General features: G+C 39.4%; 14 protein-coding genes and 1 pseudogene. 11 read left to right on the top strand and 4 right to left on the bottom strand.

From position 1 onward, the window contains the following. Positions 1-9: 9 nt before the first annotated feature. Both ACDZ29_RS25540 and ACDZ29_RS25535 read right to left on the bottom strand, forming a co-directional pair. Positions 10-276, bottom strand: coding sequence for a spore coat protein CotJB (locus tag ACDZ29_RS25540; protein ID WP_370015325.1), 267 nt, complete (start codon positions 274-276; stop codon positions 10-12). Further along, positions 277-510, bottom strand: coding sequence for a spore coat associated protein CotJA (locus ACDZ29_RS25535; protein WP_063234475.1), 234 nt, complete (start codon positions 508-510; stop codon positions 277-279). Between the two features lie 255 nt (positions 511-765). On the opposite strand from ACDZ29_RS25535, the gene ACDZ29_RS25530 reads away from it, so the two are divergent. The 4 genes from ACDZ29_RS25530 (at position 766) to ACDZ29_RS25515 (ending at position 5,270) form a co-directional block, all read left to right on the top strand. Continuing rightward, on the top strand, positions 766-1,599 hold the full coding sequence (locus ACDZ29_RS25530) for a LysM peptidoglycan-binding domain-containing protein (RefSeq protein ID WP_375089096.1): 834 nt from the start codon (positions 766-768) through the stop codon (positions 1,597-1,599). A 156-nt stretch (positions 1,600-1,755) separates the two neighbouring features. Further along, positions 1,756-3,879 carry a DNA helicase RecQ gene (gene recQ / locus ACDZ29_RS25525; RefSeq protein ID WP_375089094.1) on the top strand — a complete coding sequence of 708 codons (2,124 nt, stop codon included), beginning with the start codon at positions 1,756-1,758 and terminating at the stop codon, positions 3,877-3,879. 132 nt (positions 3,880-4,011) lie between these two features. Next, positions 4,012-4,218, top strand: a complete 207-nt coding sequence (locus ACDZ29_RS25520) for a cold-inducible protein YdjO-related protein (protein WP_061463486.1) — start codon at positions 4,012-4,014, stop codon at positions 4,216-4,218. An 857-nt stretch (positions 4,219-5,075) separates the two neighbouring features. After that, the gene (locus tag ACDZ29_RS25515; RefSeq protein ID WP_034307294.1) at positions 5,076-5,270 is read left to right on the top strand and encodes a cold-shock protein; all 195 of its coding nucleotides are present in this window, start codon (positions 5,076-5,078) and stop codon (positions 5,268-5,270) included. An 85-nt stretch (positions 5,271-5,355) separates the two neighbouring features. Here ACDZ29_RS25515 and ACDZ29_RS25510 read toward each other — a convergent pair whose 3' ends face one another. Beyond that, on the bottom strand, positions 5,356-6,270 hold the full coding sequence (locus tag ACDZ29_RS25510; protein WP_289325334.1) for a YitT family protein: 915 nt from the start codon (positions 6,268-6,270) through the stop codon (positions 5,356-5,358). A gap of 1,090 nt (positions 6,271-7,360) precedes the next feature. Between ACDZ29_RS25510 and ACDZ29_RS25505 the strand changes: the two genes are divergently transcribed. From ACDZ29_RS25505 to ACDZ29_RS25475, 7 genes and pseudogenes are all read left to right on the top strand, one after another. Beyond that, positions 7,361-8,557 (top strand): MFS transporter, encoded by a 1,197-nt coding sequence (locus ACDZ29_RS25505; protein ID WP_375089091.1) that lies wholly within the window; start codon positions 7,361-7,363, stop codon positions 8,555-8,557. Between the two features lie 201 nt (positions 8,558-8,758). Then, positions 8,759-8,917: pseudogene (locus ACDZ29_RS25500) on the top strand (bile acid:sodium symporter family protein); the annotation flags it as partial. Between the two features lie 242 nt (positions 8,918-9,159). Beyond that, the gene (locus ACDZ29_RS25495) at positions 9,160-9,951 is read left to right on the top strand and encodes an SGNH/GDSL hydrolase family protein (RefSeq protein ID WP_289316142.1); all 792 of its coding nucleotides are present in this window, start codon (positions 9,160-9,162) and stop codon (positions 9,949-9,951) included. Continuing rightward, entirely contained in the window at positions 9,948-10,862 is a 915-nt protein-coding gene (locus ACDZ29_RS25490; protein ID WP_375089089.1) for an ABC transporter ATP-binding protein, read from the top strand. Before ACDZ29_RS25495 ends, ACDZ29_RS25490 begins: the two co-directional genes overlap by 4 nt. Beyond that, complete coding sequence (locus ACDZ29_RS25485) at positions 10,855-11,835, top strand: ABC transporter permease (RefSeq protein WP_375089088.1); 981 nt, start codon at positions 10,855-10,857, stop codon at positions 11,833-11,835. The genes ACDZ29_RS25490 and ACDZ29_RS25485 overlap by 8 nt, the downstream gene beginning before the upstream one ends. Positions 11,836-12,168: 333 nt before the next feature. After that, complete coding sequence (locus ACDZ29_RS25480) at positions 12,169-13,005, top strand: MBL fold metallo-hydrolase (protein ID WP_375089087.1); 837 nt, start codon at positions 12,169-12,171, stop codon at positions 13,003-13,005. An 80-nt stretch (positions 13,006-13,085) separates the two neighbouring features. Further along, positions 13,086-13,517 (top strand): CBS domain-containing protein, encoded by a 432-nt coding sequence (locus ACDZ29_RS25475; protein ID WP_289316146.1) that lies wholly within the window; start codon positions 13,086-13,088, stop codon positions 13,515-13,517. Between the two features lie 42 nt (positions 13,518-13,559). On the opposite strand, the gene ACDZ29_RS25470 is transcribed toward ACDZ29_RS25475, so the two are convergent. Then, the gene (locus ACDZ29_RS25470) at positions 13,560-15,533 is read right to left on the bottom strand and encodes a prolyl oligopeptidase family serine peptidase (protein ID WP_375089085.1); all 1,974 of its coding nucleotides are present in this window, start codon (positions 15,531-15,533) and stop codon (positions 13,560-13,562) included. Between the last annotated feature and the right edge of the window lie 44 nt (positions 15,534-15,577).

The following is a 15,577-nucleotide window of genomic DNA, read 5'->3' as shown; positions in this document are numbered from 1 at the left end:
TATCTCTCCTTATACCTGCCATGGCCAAGGGCCTTGGCCCCATTCCCATTTATTTTCACCGTCTGGACTGTTTCCAAAACCCAATAACGGACCATATTTAGGCTCAAAAACCGATTTCAATTGTTTGGAGTATTCATGAAATTGATTGAATTGCTGTAATGCTTGCTGATCGTTAGGATGTGTATCCAAATAAAGAGTCAACTCGACAAGTACGAAATCCGCAGCCTGTATTTGTTCAAGCAACTGATAATATTCATCATCCAGTTTCTTATTCATTTATGTCTCCCTTTCCCGATATGGATTATCATAAAAATCATAAAAGAATTTCCAAAGTGTACCGTATTTCAAAGCTTCCTCAGGTGTGAACTGCTCCAAATTCGGCGGTTGAAAATTAATATACAAATTAGGAGGTGTCCTGTAGTACTTCCTCCCAATCGGCGGGCAAGGATCGAATTTACTATGGAAAGGTTTATATGACTTAACTAAGGTAAAAGTCTTTTCGCGCGTCAAAAAAATACCTCCTTTGTAAAGATATAGCCTCTAATTATTATGATTAGGCAATACATAATATGACTCAACTGGTAGGGAAAGGAAAGAGACGAGAAATAATATATTTTCAGAATATTAAAATAACTTGTTATAGTGCCGTTATCTTCCTGTGATGTTTGTCATCTATTCTTTATCTGTTTGTTCTTTGTATAGAAAAAAGTTATGTTAAGATTGAACTCGTAGCTTATAAAGCAGCTCACAAGGAGGTAACAACATATGAAAAAATCAATCTTATCGTTAGCGGCAGCGGCTGCAATATCCGGTGCATTCACAATTCCGGTACAAGCAGAAGATGTCAAAGTGAAAGATGGAGACACATTATGGGGGATATCTCAAACATATAAAGTATCAATAGAAGATATTAAGTCTTGGAATGATTTGTCTTCAGACGCGATTTATGTAGGGGAAACAATACATATTTCTCAAGAAAAGCATTATAAAGTCAAGTCAGGTGACACATTATCGGACATTGCAGACAAATATGATGTAGCTGTAAATGATATTAAATCTTGGAACGGTTTAAATTCAGATACTATCCATCCGAAACAGGAACTAATCATTAAACCAGCGGCTAACAAAGTCGAAGCGGCGAGTGTAGAGCCTGCGCAGAAATCTGAACAAGCGGCACCAGTTGAACAAGCGGCACCAGTTGAACAATCAAAACCAGTTGAACAATCAAAACCAGTTGAACAATCAGAACCAGTTGAACAATCGGAACCAGCAGACACAAACAATGAATCCCAAGATCAAGCAGAATCTGGAAAAGAGATTACTGTTAGTGCAACCGCCTATACGGCTGATTGTCAAGGCTGCAGCGGAACAACAGCCACAGGAGTGGACTTGAAAGCTAATCCTGATGCAAAAGTGATTGCCGTGGACCCTTCAGTCATTCCACTAGGATCAAAGGTTTATGTTGAAGGTTATGGCTACGCAACGGCAGCCGATACAGGCAGTGCCATCAAAGGAAATAGAGTGGACATATTTGTTCCAAACGAACAGGATGCCGTGAATTGGGGCGTTAAAAACGTTAAAGTGCAAATCCTGAATTAATTTAACCATGCAAAACATGTTTATATATTGAAAAAAGTAGACACAGAGATTTAATGTGTCTACTTTTTTTGTCCTTTTGGTTCACGGGAAAAGCAGGTACAATGAAAGTAATAGATCCTTATAAATCCTTACAAGGTAAATAGGAGGAGTAGTGAATTGATGGAAAAAGCACGTGAGTATTTACAAGAATATTTTGGTTATGAGTCATTCAGAAAAGGTCAGGAACAGATTATCGAACAGGTGTTGGGAGGAATAAACACCGCGGGAATTATGCCTACTGGCGGAGGTAAATCGATATGTTACCAAATTCCAGCCCTGTTGTTACCTGGTATAACACTCGTGATATCCCCACTTATTTCCTTGATGAAGGACCAAGTAGATGCCCTCGAACAAAACGGGATTGATGCCACATTTCTTAATAGCTCCATTTCTGGGTTAGAATCATCCAATAGAATGAACGATATTAAGCAAGGAAGATATAAATTGGTTTATGTGGCACCGGAACGCTTGGAAAACCCTGCATTTCAACAGGATTTATTTAATGTGGACATTTCAATGGTAGCCATTGATGAAGCCCACTGCATATCTCAATGGGGTCATGACTTCAGACCAAGCTATTTAAAAATCAAAACCTTATTGAAAAACATGCCATCATCTCCGACTGTACTGGCATTAACGGCAACAGCCACTCCAAATGTGACCGATGATATTTGTCAGTCACTCGGAATATCAGGGGAGCATACAGTATCAACGGGATTTTCCAGAGATAACTTGTTCTTTTCCGTTGTAAAAGAAGAAAATCGCGGACGGTTTTTAATGCGCTATTTAGAGAAAAACAAAAATGAATCGGGTATCATATATGCAGCTACTAGGAAAGAAGTCGATTCTTTGTATGCCAAGCTTAATAAAGCCGGATTCAAGACAGGCCGTTACCATGCCGGGATGAATGAACAAGACCGTTCGGAACAGCAGGACCAATTCATCAGGGATGACATTCCCTTGATGGTAGCGACATCTGCCTTTGGGATGGGAATCGATAAGTCGAATGTTAGATACGTCATCCATTACCAAACTCCTAAGAACATGGAGAGTTATTATCAGGAAGCCGGCCGTGCAGGGAGGGATGGTTTGGATAGTGAATGTATCCTTTTGTATTCCCCCCAGGATATGCAGATACAGCGTTTCTTGATTGATCAATCAAACCCTTCGCAGGAGTGGCAATCCCAGGAATTGAAAAAGTTGAACAGAATGAAAGATTATTGTTTTACCGAGGGGTGTTTGCAAGCCTTCATTCTTCGATACTTTGGAGATGAAAACCCTGAAGATTGCGGTCATTGCGAAAATTGTACAGATAAACGGGATTCCGTAGATGTAACTACACAGGCTCAGATGGTCCTTTCATGCATGTTGCGAATGGGTGAGCGATTCGGTAAAACGATGATTTCCCAAGTCCTCACGGGTTCACGCAATAAGAAAATTGAAGAGTTCGGTTTTCAAAAGCTTTCTACCTATGGAATCATCAATAATCAATCTGCAAAGGATGTAGGTGATTTCATTGATTTCCTGACAGCAAAACAGTATATCGAAATGACGGGCGGCCAATTTCCAGTCCTTAAAGTAACCAATGCTGGCAGGGAAGTGCTGTTGGGGCAGAAAAAAGTCCTCCGTAAAGAAATAAAAAAAGTAAACAGCATCAGTGTGGATCATGGGTTGTTCGAAGAGTTGAGACAATTAAGAAAAGAATTGGCTAGTAAGGAGAATGTACCTCCTTTCATTATTTTTTCGGATGCATCATTGAAAGATATGGCAGTGAAACTGCCGAGGACGGAAGAGGAATTCCTAGAAGTTAAAGGGGTAGGGTCCCAGAAATTCGAACGCTTCGGTGCCGTGTTCCTAAAAGGTATTTCCCGTTATGTACAGGCACATCCTGAACTGGAAAAGAATACACTGGTTACTAAGGAAACGGTAAAAAGAAGTACTAAACCATCACATTTAGAAAGCTATCGCTTATATCAGGAAGGTAAATCAATCAAGGAAATCGCGACATCCAGAGGGCTGTCTTCCATTTCAATTGAAAATCATTTATTAAAGTGTGCTGAAGAACACATGGATATCAAATGGGAAGAGATTTTCACGGATGAAGAGTTTGACCTTGTTTTGGATACTGCGAAACAATTGGATTCTGAAAAACTGAAACCACTAAAAGAAGCCCTGCCTGAGAATATTTCCTACTATATGATTAAAGCGATCTTGGTTAAAGCAGGTTTGGGAAACACGTAGGTGTTAAGGTTTTTGGATAATTTCATCAATGAATAAATAAGAATTTGGTTTAATGCGTATACTAGGAATGATAAAAAGGTGAAATTTCGCACCTTTAATCAGAGTCTTTATATAAAAAAGAGGAGGTTGCTCATGTATTTTGGTAAAAAGAATTCAGAGGAACCAGAAATCGTTATGGAAGATACGATAGTATATGCGTGCGGATCAGCAGATTGTAATGGTTGGATGAGAAAAGATTTTGCCTCGGAAAACTATGATTGCCCAATGTGTGGAAGTCAATTGGTCGAGGAAGTCAGGGAACTTCCAAAAATTGAAAATGAATATAATGCGTTTAAATAAAAGAGGTGAATCATAGCCTCTTTATTTTTTATGAAGGGAAGTATAACGGAGTGATTTCATTTTAGATTAATGCTTTACATATATAAATAAATGTGGTAAGATTAAATTTCAGTGTTATTAAAAGAAGGCACTGGAGGGTAATTTAAAGTAACATTTTTATTAATGAAATAATTTTCCATCATTTTTCATGATGGAGTAGAAACAAGTTAAACACATCTAGAAAAAAGAAATACATGTAATCACCAAGTATTTTCCTCGATCCATTTCTGTTCTTCATTAACTTACTTCTATGTACCATTTATCTTTTGGAATTTACTTTTTCCCAATTGGAATTACGGACGGTTTTAATTAATAAACATGTACTTACAAGCTTTTATCTGATTCTCGCAGGCACGGTCTAGGAACCGTATGGATGGGAGAGAGGCAGGGCTTTCATTGTTTTAGGTTTTGGCACTAAAATTACTCTCATGCTCGATTCGCTTTGAATTTTTCATCCGAACGAGTAAGAAGAACCATATGGAATGGATTCTTAAACGGCGCAGTCTCGATTATCTTGAAGGGTAAGTCAGAGACTGTGTTTCATTTTTTGATTAGGAAAACCGACATCTTTAGAATCTTTACTCAAATATATAAAGCATATATATGATATAATGGTTAATGAGATATTAAAAATTCATGTCGTAATCTCAAGTTCCTACCACTAAAAAAATTTTGCGTGTAAGAACAAGAATTAAATCTTAGATTTGCGAATGAGTATTTACTCACAATTTAGATTAGCCATCTATTCTTTTTTTATCTTTATGGCTTGTGATCTGTTATGCAGTACGGAGTCAATTCAATTCTAAGGAGTGAGATATATGTATAGAAGAAATAATACGGAAGAAATCATTCCTGAAGAAACAAAGGTGTGGGAATGTACATCAGAAGATTGCAAAGGTTGGATTCGCGATAACTTTACAAGTAATGATGAACACGTTTGTCCATTATGTAGCAGCGAGATGAAACCCGGCACCAGAATGCTTCAAGCAATCAACAATCCAAGAAACTATTAAGTCTGTATAAAAAAAGCTGAAGGGAATCTCCCTTCAGCTTTTTTTATCTTTTTGTCAATTTGATTTAGCAAAAAGCAGGTGATGATTAGTGAATATCTTTTTTCTTGAAGCGACCGCCTCGAACTTCCGCGATATCCCCTACGGCAAGAAATGCAGAAGGATCAAAGCTTTTGACTATATCTTTAAGTTTAGCTTCCTCAAGCCTGTTTATTACACAAAAGATGACTTTTTTATCATCACCGGAATAAGCACCTTCGCCCGCTAAATAGGTTACGCCGCGACCAAGGCGATTCATTATGGCGTCGCCGATATCATCAAATTCATCACTGATAATCCAAACAAATTTGGATTCGTCCAAACCAGCGATGACGATATCCATCGTTTTATAAGCCACGAAGTAAGCTATGATCGAATACATGGCGCGATCCCACGAGAAAACGAAGCCCGCACTGCCAAGGATGAATAAATTAAAAAACATGACGATCTCCCCAACGGAAAAAGGGAGCTTTTTGCTAGCGAGTATAGCAAGTATTTCTGTACCATCCAATGAGCCGCCATATCGAATGACCATTCCAACACCAATGCCAAGAATCATTCCGCCGAAAGCGGACGCTAGGAGGATATCTTGAGTGAAAGCTGGTACGTGATGAAGCAATGTAGTGGTAATGGAAAGGACTAAAATCCCATACAGAGTAGATAATGCGAAGGTTTTTCCAATTTGTTTATAACCGATAAAAAAGAAAGGAAGATTCAATACGAAAAGAAAGATACCGAGTTTCCATCCAGTGATGTAAGATAACATAATCGATATTCCCGTTATGCCTCCGTCGATTACGTTATTCGGTACTAAAAAAATCTCGAGGCCGACAGCCATTAAAACTGCACCTATTGTAATTAAAAGACCTCTCTGTAATATTTGTCTTAGTGTTAATTTTTTATGCTGGGTCTTCTTTTGCATAATTTCTGTTGTACTTGCACCTGCCAGGTCTGACATAATCATGCCCCCCACTCCTTCTCTCTATAAAAGTTCTATTTAATTATAAACCTATAGGTATAATTAAATAAAGAAATTAACATTCTTAATTAATATATTCTTGAATAATTATTTTTGTTTTTGATAATGACCTGCAAGATGAAGCAGGTGTGAATGCTTGTCAATATCATGTATTTCTATTCTACTCTATACAAAAGAATAGTATTTCTCATTTTAGTGATTTTATGAAAGAAACCTACATTTACTTGAGATATGGGGCTGAATGGGGGTGGGAATAAAAAACCTTTTAGGTACTATGAATTTCCATTACAATAAAGGAGAATGGAACGGTAGAGGTGGTCAAGGGAAAATGGAACATTCAATTGCGACTTCAAATACCTGTCCACTTCATGATTACAGTACTTTTGACGATAATGGCGTGGTATACGGCGTTGGATTTACTAACAACGTTATTTATACGATCGAGAAGTATTAACGCCTATAATATAGGGAGCTGCCGCTCTATGGGATTGGCTACTTGGACACTTGATTTTGTAGACATATTCACTCTCGATAATTCAATATTGACGGCATAAAACTTTTCTACAATAATTTTTAGTTAGCATTAGCGATTGCTCTTGCAGGGTTTGTTTTTTTTCCATATCGAATAAAACAACACATGTACTGCAAATGTCTTTTTGCGGTTTCATGTTTTCGATGGATATATTATCATTAAACACAGTTTGAAATTGAGCCCATTGTTGGTAAGTCAGTACGCTTTTCAATATCTTTAGTTTACTGTACTTAGAGGGGGAAAGTGCAAGTATCCTTAACCGAAATAGGAATTGGGATGCCGCCAGAGCAGCTTAAGAGACTGGGAGAACATTTTTTACAACGAAAAAATCTGGTAATGTATCAGGTCTCGTGATCAGCTTTAAAATTATAGAAAGCCACCTTGGAAATGTCTTTGTCGAGAGCAGGTTTAATAAAGGTACTGTCTTTAATACGTGCTACCTATGAAATATGCCTTTTCAATTGGGAAGCATGAAAAAAATCCGGAGTTCGTTGAGATATAAGAAAACTTGAGGTAGAAGATGACTGCATGGGGGAACAGGATTTGGAAAAACAAAAGGATGCAAATATTATAAGCTTGAAGGTATTTTACTTATTTTCATTTTTTGCAGTGGGAAGTTTAACACCGCTATTAAGCGTTTATTTAGCCAATGAGGCAGGTTTGTCCGGTATTGAAATAGGTACGATCATGTCTGTTGGACCGATAGTGATGATCGTTTTTCAACCTTTTTGGGGAATTGTCTGTGATTGGAGTGGAAGACCAGCAAAAATACTTGCAATGACATCGTTGCTTGCTGGTGTATTCGGATTAAGTTACTTGCTGTTTGATCACTATTTACTTATAGTATCCGTGGCAATAGCTTTGGCTATCTTTCAAAGTGCCATAATACCAGTATCAGATAGCATCACCCTTCAATATACAACAAGAATCAAAGCGAATTATGGAAAAATCCGTTTATTCGGTTCACTTGGTTACGGTGTAGCCGTTTTTGTAATGGGGAAATTATCGGAATCCTTCATTGGTCCTTCCGTTATATTTTATGCCTTTTTCTTCGGTCTAGTGATCGCGGCTCTTCTAGCTCTCCGTTTGCCCGAAGAGCCTCCTCGAGAAAAGGCAAAACTTTTCGGTGGAATGAAAGAATTGATCACAATGAAACGTTTCCTTATCTTTCTTGCTATAACGTTCTTGATTTTTGGTCCTAATCTTGCAAATAATGTATACTATGGTTTGTTTGTAGAGGCTAGAGGCGGGACATATACAGGAATTGGCATTGCGTTCCTTTTAGCAGTACTATCAGAAATTCCATTTATGAGAATGGCAGGTACCTGGATTCATAAAATAGGCCTGCTGCCAATTACCTTATTGGCTGGAACGGCTTCATTAATCCGCTGGGGTTTGTACTATACCGAACCAAGTTTGACTACCGTATATGTGACTTCGATCATTCAAGGGTTTTCACTTGGCTTATTCATTCCGGCAGCTTTACAATATATCCGGGAAGTCGTCCCGGCCCGTATAACAGTTACGGCAGTAACGCTTTATTCCGCCATTGGAAATGGATTGGGAAACTGGTTCAGTACTTTCAGTGGCGGGATAATCTTGGATAAATCAGGGATATATGCGGTGTATTTATTTTACGGTTCACTCACACTGATCGGGATGTTGCTCACAGTATGGCTGATGAGGTTAGATAAAAACATAAAAGTAATGGGGAAAACCCCTGGTATATTAGAAAAATGATTTGAAAATATAACTATTAAAAAATTTTTCTTATGAAAGCAAGAGACCTCTTCACCTTCCATGGCGTAGGGGTCTTTTTTAATCGTCCATTTAGATGGATTGCTCCTTACATATCCATTTTGCCTGGAATAATAATGTTTGGGATGGGTCTCACTCTCTCGTTTAGTGATTTTAAAGCTGTTTTGAAGCAGCCCAAATCCATACGAAGATCAAAAAGCGATTTCAATTGAAGTGGGCATGCAAAACTACGGTTTAGGTGCCGCATTAGCGACAGCTCATTTTTCTCCACTAGCGGCCGTCACGAGTGCCATCTTCAGTGTTTGGCATAATATTTCCGGGCCATTGCTAGCGACTTCCTAGTCTAAAAGAGCAGACAAAATCAAAAGGAATTCCATGGTGGGACAGGAAACGATTAAACAGTAATTCAATAAAAGGCAGAATGGGTTTAGCTCCCTTTCTGCCTTTTTTATTAATAGGAGCAGCAGATTGGTGATTAGGATGATGGGGAGTACTATTTTTAGTATCAAGAGCAATCAGTTTTTTGTTTTTGGAAATAATATGATTTAATGGAAGATAGAGAATGGATGGAAGGATGAGTGTTATTGAGCAAACCAAAAGTGTTGGCCGCTACCATTGTATCAACTCTTATCGGATTGTTTTTTTTATTTTGCCTTGGATGGGCGATTATTGACCATTATGGAAAAAGGACTTCTGATATGGAAGCAATTGAAGAACCCCCCGTTAAAAAAGATCTGCCTGATGATTTTACCGTAGTGGCATTAGGTGATTCATTGACACGTGGCACAGGTGATGAAACAGGTAAAGGCTACGTTGGACTTGTTGTGGAAGATTTGAAGAGTGAATACGATAAAAAACCGCTCATTCATAACCTCGGAATTAATGGACAAGTGTCTAAAGAATTGGTACAGCAAGTGAAACAACCGGAAGTGAAGCGCCAAATACAGGCAGCTGATGTTATTTTAGTTACAATCGGAGGCAACGATTTATTTCAAAAAGGCCAGACCCTGCTTGATTATGATAGTGGAGCTATATCTGAATCACAAAAGAATTACTTGGTAAATTTACATGAAATTTTTAAAGATATCAATAATGTCAATGATACAGCTACCATTTTATTGCTTGGCCTGTATAATCCATTTATAGATTTGGATGAGGACTTTGATACGAACCGGATCGTGCGGGACTGGAATAATGAAACGGCAGAAGTCGTGGCTCTTTATAAAAATGCTATTTTCGTTCCAACGTTTGATTTATTTCAATTGTCGGTAAATGAGTATTTGTATTCAGATAAATTTCACCCAAATAAGAAGGGATATCGGTTAATTGCTGATAGGGTTGCTCCTTTAATAAAATGGGAGGATGAGGAACGATGAAACAAGTGACATTATCCGTTAAGGGCTTGAAAAAAAAGATTGGCAAAAGGGAAATTATAAAAGGAATAGATTTTGAGCTGATTGAAGGTGAGGTTTTCGGTTTTTTAGGACCGAATGGAGCCGGTAAGACGACGACGATCCGCATGTTGGTTGGTTTGATTAGGCCATCCTCCGGTTCCATCCATATATGCGGGTATGATGTTCGTCAGGAATTTACGAAGGCAATGAAGCAAATGGGCTGCATCGTTGAAAATCCAGAGTTATACCCATTTTTGAGCGGGTGGGATAATTTGCTCCACTTTGCAAGGATGTTACCTGAAGTTGATGAAACAAGAATGATCGAGGTAATAGAACTCGTCGGTCTGCAAGCGAGAATTCATGATAAAGTGAAGACCTATTCCTTAGGAATGAGGCAGCGACTAGGAATTGCGCAGGCAATGCTGAATAGCCCTAAATTGTTGATTTTGGATGAACCGACCAACGGTCTAGATCCTGCTGGAATCCGTGAAATGCGACAATTCATCAGAAAGTTGGCTGAAGAAGAAGGTATGAGTGTTCTGGTTTCTTCACACTTATTAGGTGAAATACAGCAACTTTGTGACCGGGTCGCAATTATTAAAAGTGGGGAAATTATTAAAACGGATACAGTGGAAAGCCTATTATCCACGCAAGAGCGGATGATTTGGAGGCTGGAGCCTATACAAAAGGGAGCGGAAATCCTTAGCGGTTTCACCGATATTACCTTAGATCAGGAGTATATCATTACAGCATATGACGAAATCAAAACACCCGAATGGAATGCTGCACTTAACCAAGCAGGGGTGAGGGTGCATGAAATGAATCGGAAGCTCCCGGGATTGGAAGAGTTATTTTTACAAGTTACCGGTGTCGGAGGTGCAGGTATTGAATAACCTGATTCAAAATGAAATGATGAAGTTGCTGGCAAAGAAACGGTTAATCATAATAGGTATCATCGTCGGAATTTTAGTGTTGATGTTTACATATGCCCAATACAAGCAAGTGCAAGAGCAGCGGGAGAAGTTGGGAACTGATGATTGGCGTGCCTCCCTTCAGCAGCAAATCATCGATACCCAAAATCGGTTGGGCTCAAATAGGATGCTGGATGAGTGGCGGGAACAGCTGGAAGTAAGTCTGAAACAGCAGCAATATTACCTGGATCATGACATCAACCCCTCAGAACCAGGTGCAGCTACTTTTACACGCATGTTTTTGGAAAATGCAATTGATTTATTTATTCCGCTGTTGATCATGATCGTGGCAAGTGATTTGGTTTCTTCCGAAAATAGTCAAGGTACGATCAAACTTCTGCTGACACGGCCAGTGGAGCGCTGGAAAATCTTATTGAGCAAATATGTAACATTATTATTGTCGGTTTCAATTATCGTGGCGATGACAGCCATATTGTCGTATTTTTTATCAGGTATCGTTTTTGGGTATCAAGGATGGGGTGCACCCGTAATAACCGGATTCGAATTGAAGGGTGCTGATGTGGATGTCAGTCAAGTAAGGTTAGTTGAACAATGGAAATTCCTATTGATGGATTTGGGGCTTGTCTGGCTGGTGGCGGTAGTTGTAGGGACCCTTTCTTTCATGCTTTCGGTTTTAGTGCGAAGCACCCCTGCAGGTATGGGCATCATGCTGGCTGCATTGATTTCCGGGGCAATATTGAACAATATGGTGTCATCATGGGAATCAGCTAAATATTTCTTCATGGTGAATTTGAAATTGACCGCTTATATTAGCGGAACGGCTCCACCGATAGAAGGGATGACCTTATTATCCTCCGTCATTACTTTGCTCGTTTGGTGGGTGGTTGCATTAATTGTATCTTTTTCAGTATTTACCCGGAGGGATGTATACTAATAGGCAGCCTATATAATATATAGGTTGTCTCAGTTTGTTGACAAAAGGGGGTTCAGAAGTGTCGCACCCCGAACCATGTATTTAAAAGAAGACTCGGTTTTATCGCAAGCCGAGACTCCGCTAGATGCTTTCGCCGAGGAGGCTTGGCAGATAGTCGGTGGAAAGGGAGCGGATTTCTGTCTGCAACTTTTTTTAAAAAACTGCAGACAAACTCGGTTTTTCTTCGAATTTGTCTACAGTCTGAAACAGCCTATATAAATTATAGGTTGTTTTTTATTTTCTTTTACAGGGTATCCTTTAAAAAACAGTATGTTCAAATTAGGAGGGTCATAAATGGATGATAATCATTTGAATGAAAAATTCCTGCCAATGACTTCAGTTTCCAGTGGAGATGTCCAGATTGTAAAAGAGGATATATATTGTCTGCCCGTCCAAATCGTTAATGTAATTTTTGTAGGCTCACCTAAAGATGAAAAATGGGTATTGATAGATGCAGGGATGCCCCGTTCAGCAGAGGTAATAAAGAAAGCTGCTGAAGATATCTACGGGCCAGATCATCCACCTGCTTCCATTATTTTGACACATGGACATTTCGATCATGTTGGTGCATTGATTGAGTTAATGGAGTACTGGAACGCTCCTGTTTATGCCCACATTAAAGAAATGCCTTATTTAACGGGACAGGAAAATTATCCTGAACCAGATTCCACTGTTGAAGGGGGGATGGTTGCCAAGATTTCTTGGATATTTCCGAATGAGGGAATCAACCTGGATGAAAAAGTTCAGCCATTGCCTGAGGATCATAGTGTTCCCGAGCTTTCCGGTTGGAAATGGGTTCACACCCCGGGCCATTCTAAAGGACATATTTCACTTTTCCGGGAAAGTGACCGAAGTCTGATTGCTGGAGATGCTTTTGTGAATGTCAGGCAAGATTCACTATATAAGGTCATTACACAGGAGAAAGAAATAGCAGGACCGCCACGGTATTTGACAACAGATTGGGAGGCTGCCAAGGAATCGGTAAGGTTGTTGGATAGTCTTAAACCGGCTGTCGCTGTAACGGGTCACGGGTATCCTGTTGAAGGGGAAGAACTGGAAATGGGTTTATCAAGGCTTGCTAATGAATTCGATTCATTGGCTAAACCGGATCACGGGAAATATGTGGAATGAATCGTGTTTGTGTTTGATGAATAATTTCGCTTGAGAAGTCAAAAATAAACAAGCAACTTATGAAAAATGGAGGGATATCCTTGACTACATTAAGAGATATTATGACAACAGACGTGGACTGTTGCACTGTGGAAGATAATATATATGAAGCAGCAGTCAAAATGAAGGATGATGATGTTGGTGTCATTCCTGTATTGGAGAATAACCATTTAGTTGGTGTCATAACAGACAGGGATATCGTTATCCGCTGTGTTGCCGAAAAAAAGCCGAATTCGACTAGAATTACTGATGTTATTTCGACGGATCTTGTAACAGGCACCCCTGATATGTCAGTGGAGCAAGCTGAGGAGTTAATGAGTACTGAACAAATCAGAAGGCTCCCTATAATTGAAAATGACAAGCTGGTCGGAGTCGTGGCATTAGGTGACCTAGCTGTACACAATCAGACAAATTCAATGGCGGGAAATGCACTAAGCTCAATTTCCGAGGACAGAGATCAAATCCAACACTAAAAACGAAACTCTGTTAGCCAAAGCTAACGGAGTTTCGTTCTTTTAAAAATATTTATTGAACCATCCTTTTATTTCTTCTACATGTTGCAAGCGCATTTTTGGGGATCCGCTTCGGGATACTTCATGAGTTTCATCCGGGAAGGAAACAAGTACCGCTTCTTTATTTTGCCGTTTTAAAGCGACAAAAAATTGCTCACTCTGTTCAATGGGACAACGGAAATCCTTTTCACCGTGAAGTAAAAGTAAAGGGGTATTCACATTGGCAACATATTTTAAAGGTGAGTGCTGCCACAATTTTTCAGCAGAGTTAACGATATCGCCGCCTATTTCCCACTCGGTAAAATAATAGCCAATGTCGCTGACACCATAAAAACTTAGCCAGTTACTAATGCAACGCTGAGTCACAGCAGCCTTGAAACGGTTGGTATGACCGATAATCCAATTTGTCATGAACCCTCCATAACTGCCACCGCATACCCCCAAATCTTCATGCTCAATAAAATCATACGTTGCTAAAACATGGTCAACTCCAGCCATTAAGTCCTTATAGTCCATGCCTCCATAATCGCCTCGGCATGCATTTACGAAATCTTGACCATATCCCACACTCCCACGCGGATTAGTGAACAACACAGTGTACCCTTCATTAGCCAAGGTTTGGAATTCGTGAACATAGGTATTGGCATACATCGCATGCGGACCGCCGTGGATTTCTAAAATGAGTGGATATTTTTGATTTTCATTAAAATCGGTCGGTCTCATGATCCAGCCATGGATGGTAAGTCCATCAACAGATGGAAAAGTAATGGGTTCAGCCATGGACAAATGTTTTTCCTTTAAAAAATCCTCATTAACAAAACTGATTTGTTCTTTTTCCCCATTAGTAAGGTTATAGGCAAAGAGGTCACCTGGATGAACAGGTGTACTAATCGCCACGACGGCACGATGGCTTTCGGGATCTATAGTCAGTCCGTATATATGCTGCGGATCAAGTATGGATGGATACATAGCTCCTTCAATGGAACCATAATATACTCCAGTATTTCCGTAATCGCTTATTAAAAAGTAAAAGCCTTGGCTATCGTTTGTCCATAAAATGCCTGGGTCGACTGCTCCGATTTGGAAATCCCCAATTGCGGAATCTCCAATTTGAACATCCCAACCATCGGTTAAACACTGAATCGATTGATCCAATATGGAGTACAACCAAATATTTGAAAAGGTGGCACCGGCAAAATCTTTATTATGGCCAATGAAGGAAAGGTATTCGCCATTTGGAGACCACTTCGGATCTCTAAAGAAACCTGTACTATCCGTTATCTTCTGAAGAGAGTTCGTTTCAAGGGCCATGATGAAAATATCAGAAAATAGTTCAACATCACTTTTTTCTGCATCCCCGCTTATGAATGCAATATGCTGACCGTCAGGGGACCATGCGTTCGGGTGGTGATCGATATTGTTTTCCGTTAGCAATATGGATTCGTCATTAAAAACATCCACTATTACGAGCTGCTGATATAATTGATCGAAATAACCTCTACCATCCCATTTGTACTTAATCCGGTCATACCTATGAACTTCATTGGACAAATCATTTTCCTTAAACGTATTAAGGTTTTCGCCCTCTTTTAGCCCGGTAGAAAGCAAAAGCTTGGTGGAACAAGGAGACCAAATAGGTTTGGTTACTCCGTTAACGAAATGGGTCAGCTGGCGAGCTTCCCCACCAATGCTCCCAATGATATGGACTTGCTTTTTTCCAGATCTGTCTGATATAAAGGCGATATGTTTGCCGTCCGGTGACCAGGCAGGTGATGTATCACGATTATCCCCAAACGTCCATTGCTTTGTTTCATTCGTAATCAGGCTGAACATAAATAGATTGGAAATGTATTTTTCCGTTTTTTCATCAATTCTAGTTTGGACAAAAACCGCCATGCTGCCATCCGGTGATAGCTTTGGGTCGGTCACTGATTTCAAGTGAAATAAGTCTCTTGCTGTAATACCTATTTTGTTCATCCTTTTCACCCTTTCATTTCTCATAGTTATGTATTTCGCTATAG

This window comes from Peribacillus sp. RS7, from assembly GCF_041956845.1.
Lineage (GTDB): Bacteria > Bacillota > Bacilli > Bacillales > DSM-1321 > Peribacillus.
Note: the sequence above shows the minus strand (reverse complement) of the source record. Positions and strands in the feature narration are given on the sequence as shown.

What these genes read in the sequence shown, in the direction of transcription:
- ACDZ29_RS25540 (WP_370015325.1), bottom strand. Translation starts at nt 276, where the DNA reads ATGAATAAGAAACTGGATGATGAATATTATCAGTTGCTTGAACAAATA.
- ACDZ29_RS25530 (WP_375089096.1), top strand. Translation starts at nt 766, where the DNA reads ATGAAAAAATCAATCTTATCGTTAGCGGCAGCGGCTGCAATATCCGGT.
- ACDZ29_RS25520 (WP_061463486.1), top strand. Translation starts at nt 4,012, where the DNA reads ATGTATTTTGGTAAAAAGAATTCAGAGGAACCAGAAATCGTTATGGAA.
- ACDZ29_RS25515 (WP_034307294.1), top strand. Translation starts at nt 5,076, where the DNA reads ATGTATAGAAGAAATAATACGGAAGAAATCATTCCTGAAGAAACAAAG.
- ACDZ29_RS25510 (WP_289325334.1), bottom strand. Translation starts at nt 6,270, where the DNA reads ATGATTATGTCAGACCTGGCAGGTGCAAGTACAACAGAAATTATGCAA.
- ACDZ29_RS25490 (WP_375089089.1), top strand. Translation starts at nt 9,948, where the DNA reads ATGAAACAAGTGACATTATCCGTTAAGGGCTTGAAAAAAAAGATTGGC.
- ACDZ29_RS25480 (WP_375089087.1), top strand. Translation starts at nt 12,169, where the DNA reads ATGGATGATAATCATTTGAATGAAAAATTCCTGCCAATGACTTCAGTT.
- ACDZ29_RS25470 (WP_375089085.1), bottom strand. Translation starts at nt 15,533, where the DNA reads ATGAACAAAATAGGTATTACAGCAAGAGACTTATTTCACTTGAAATCA.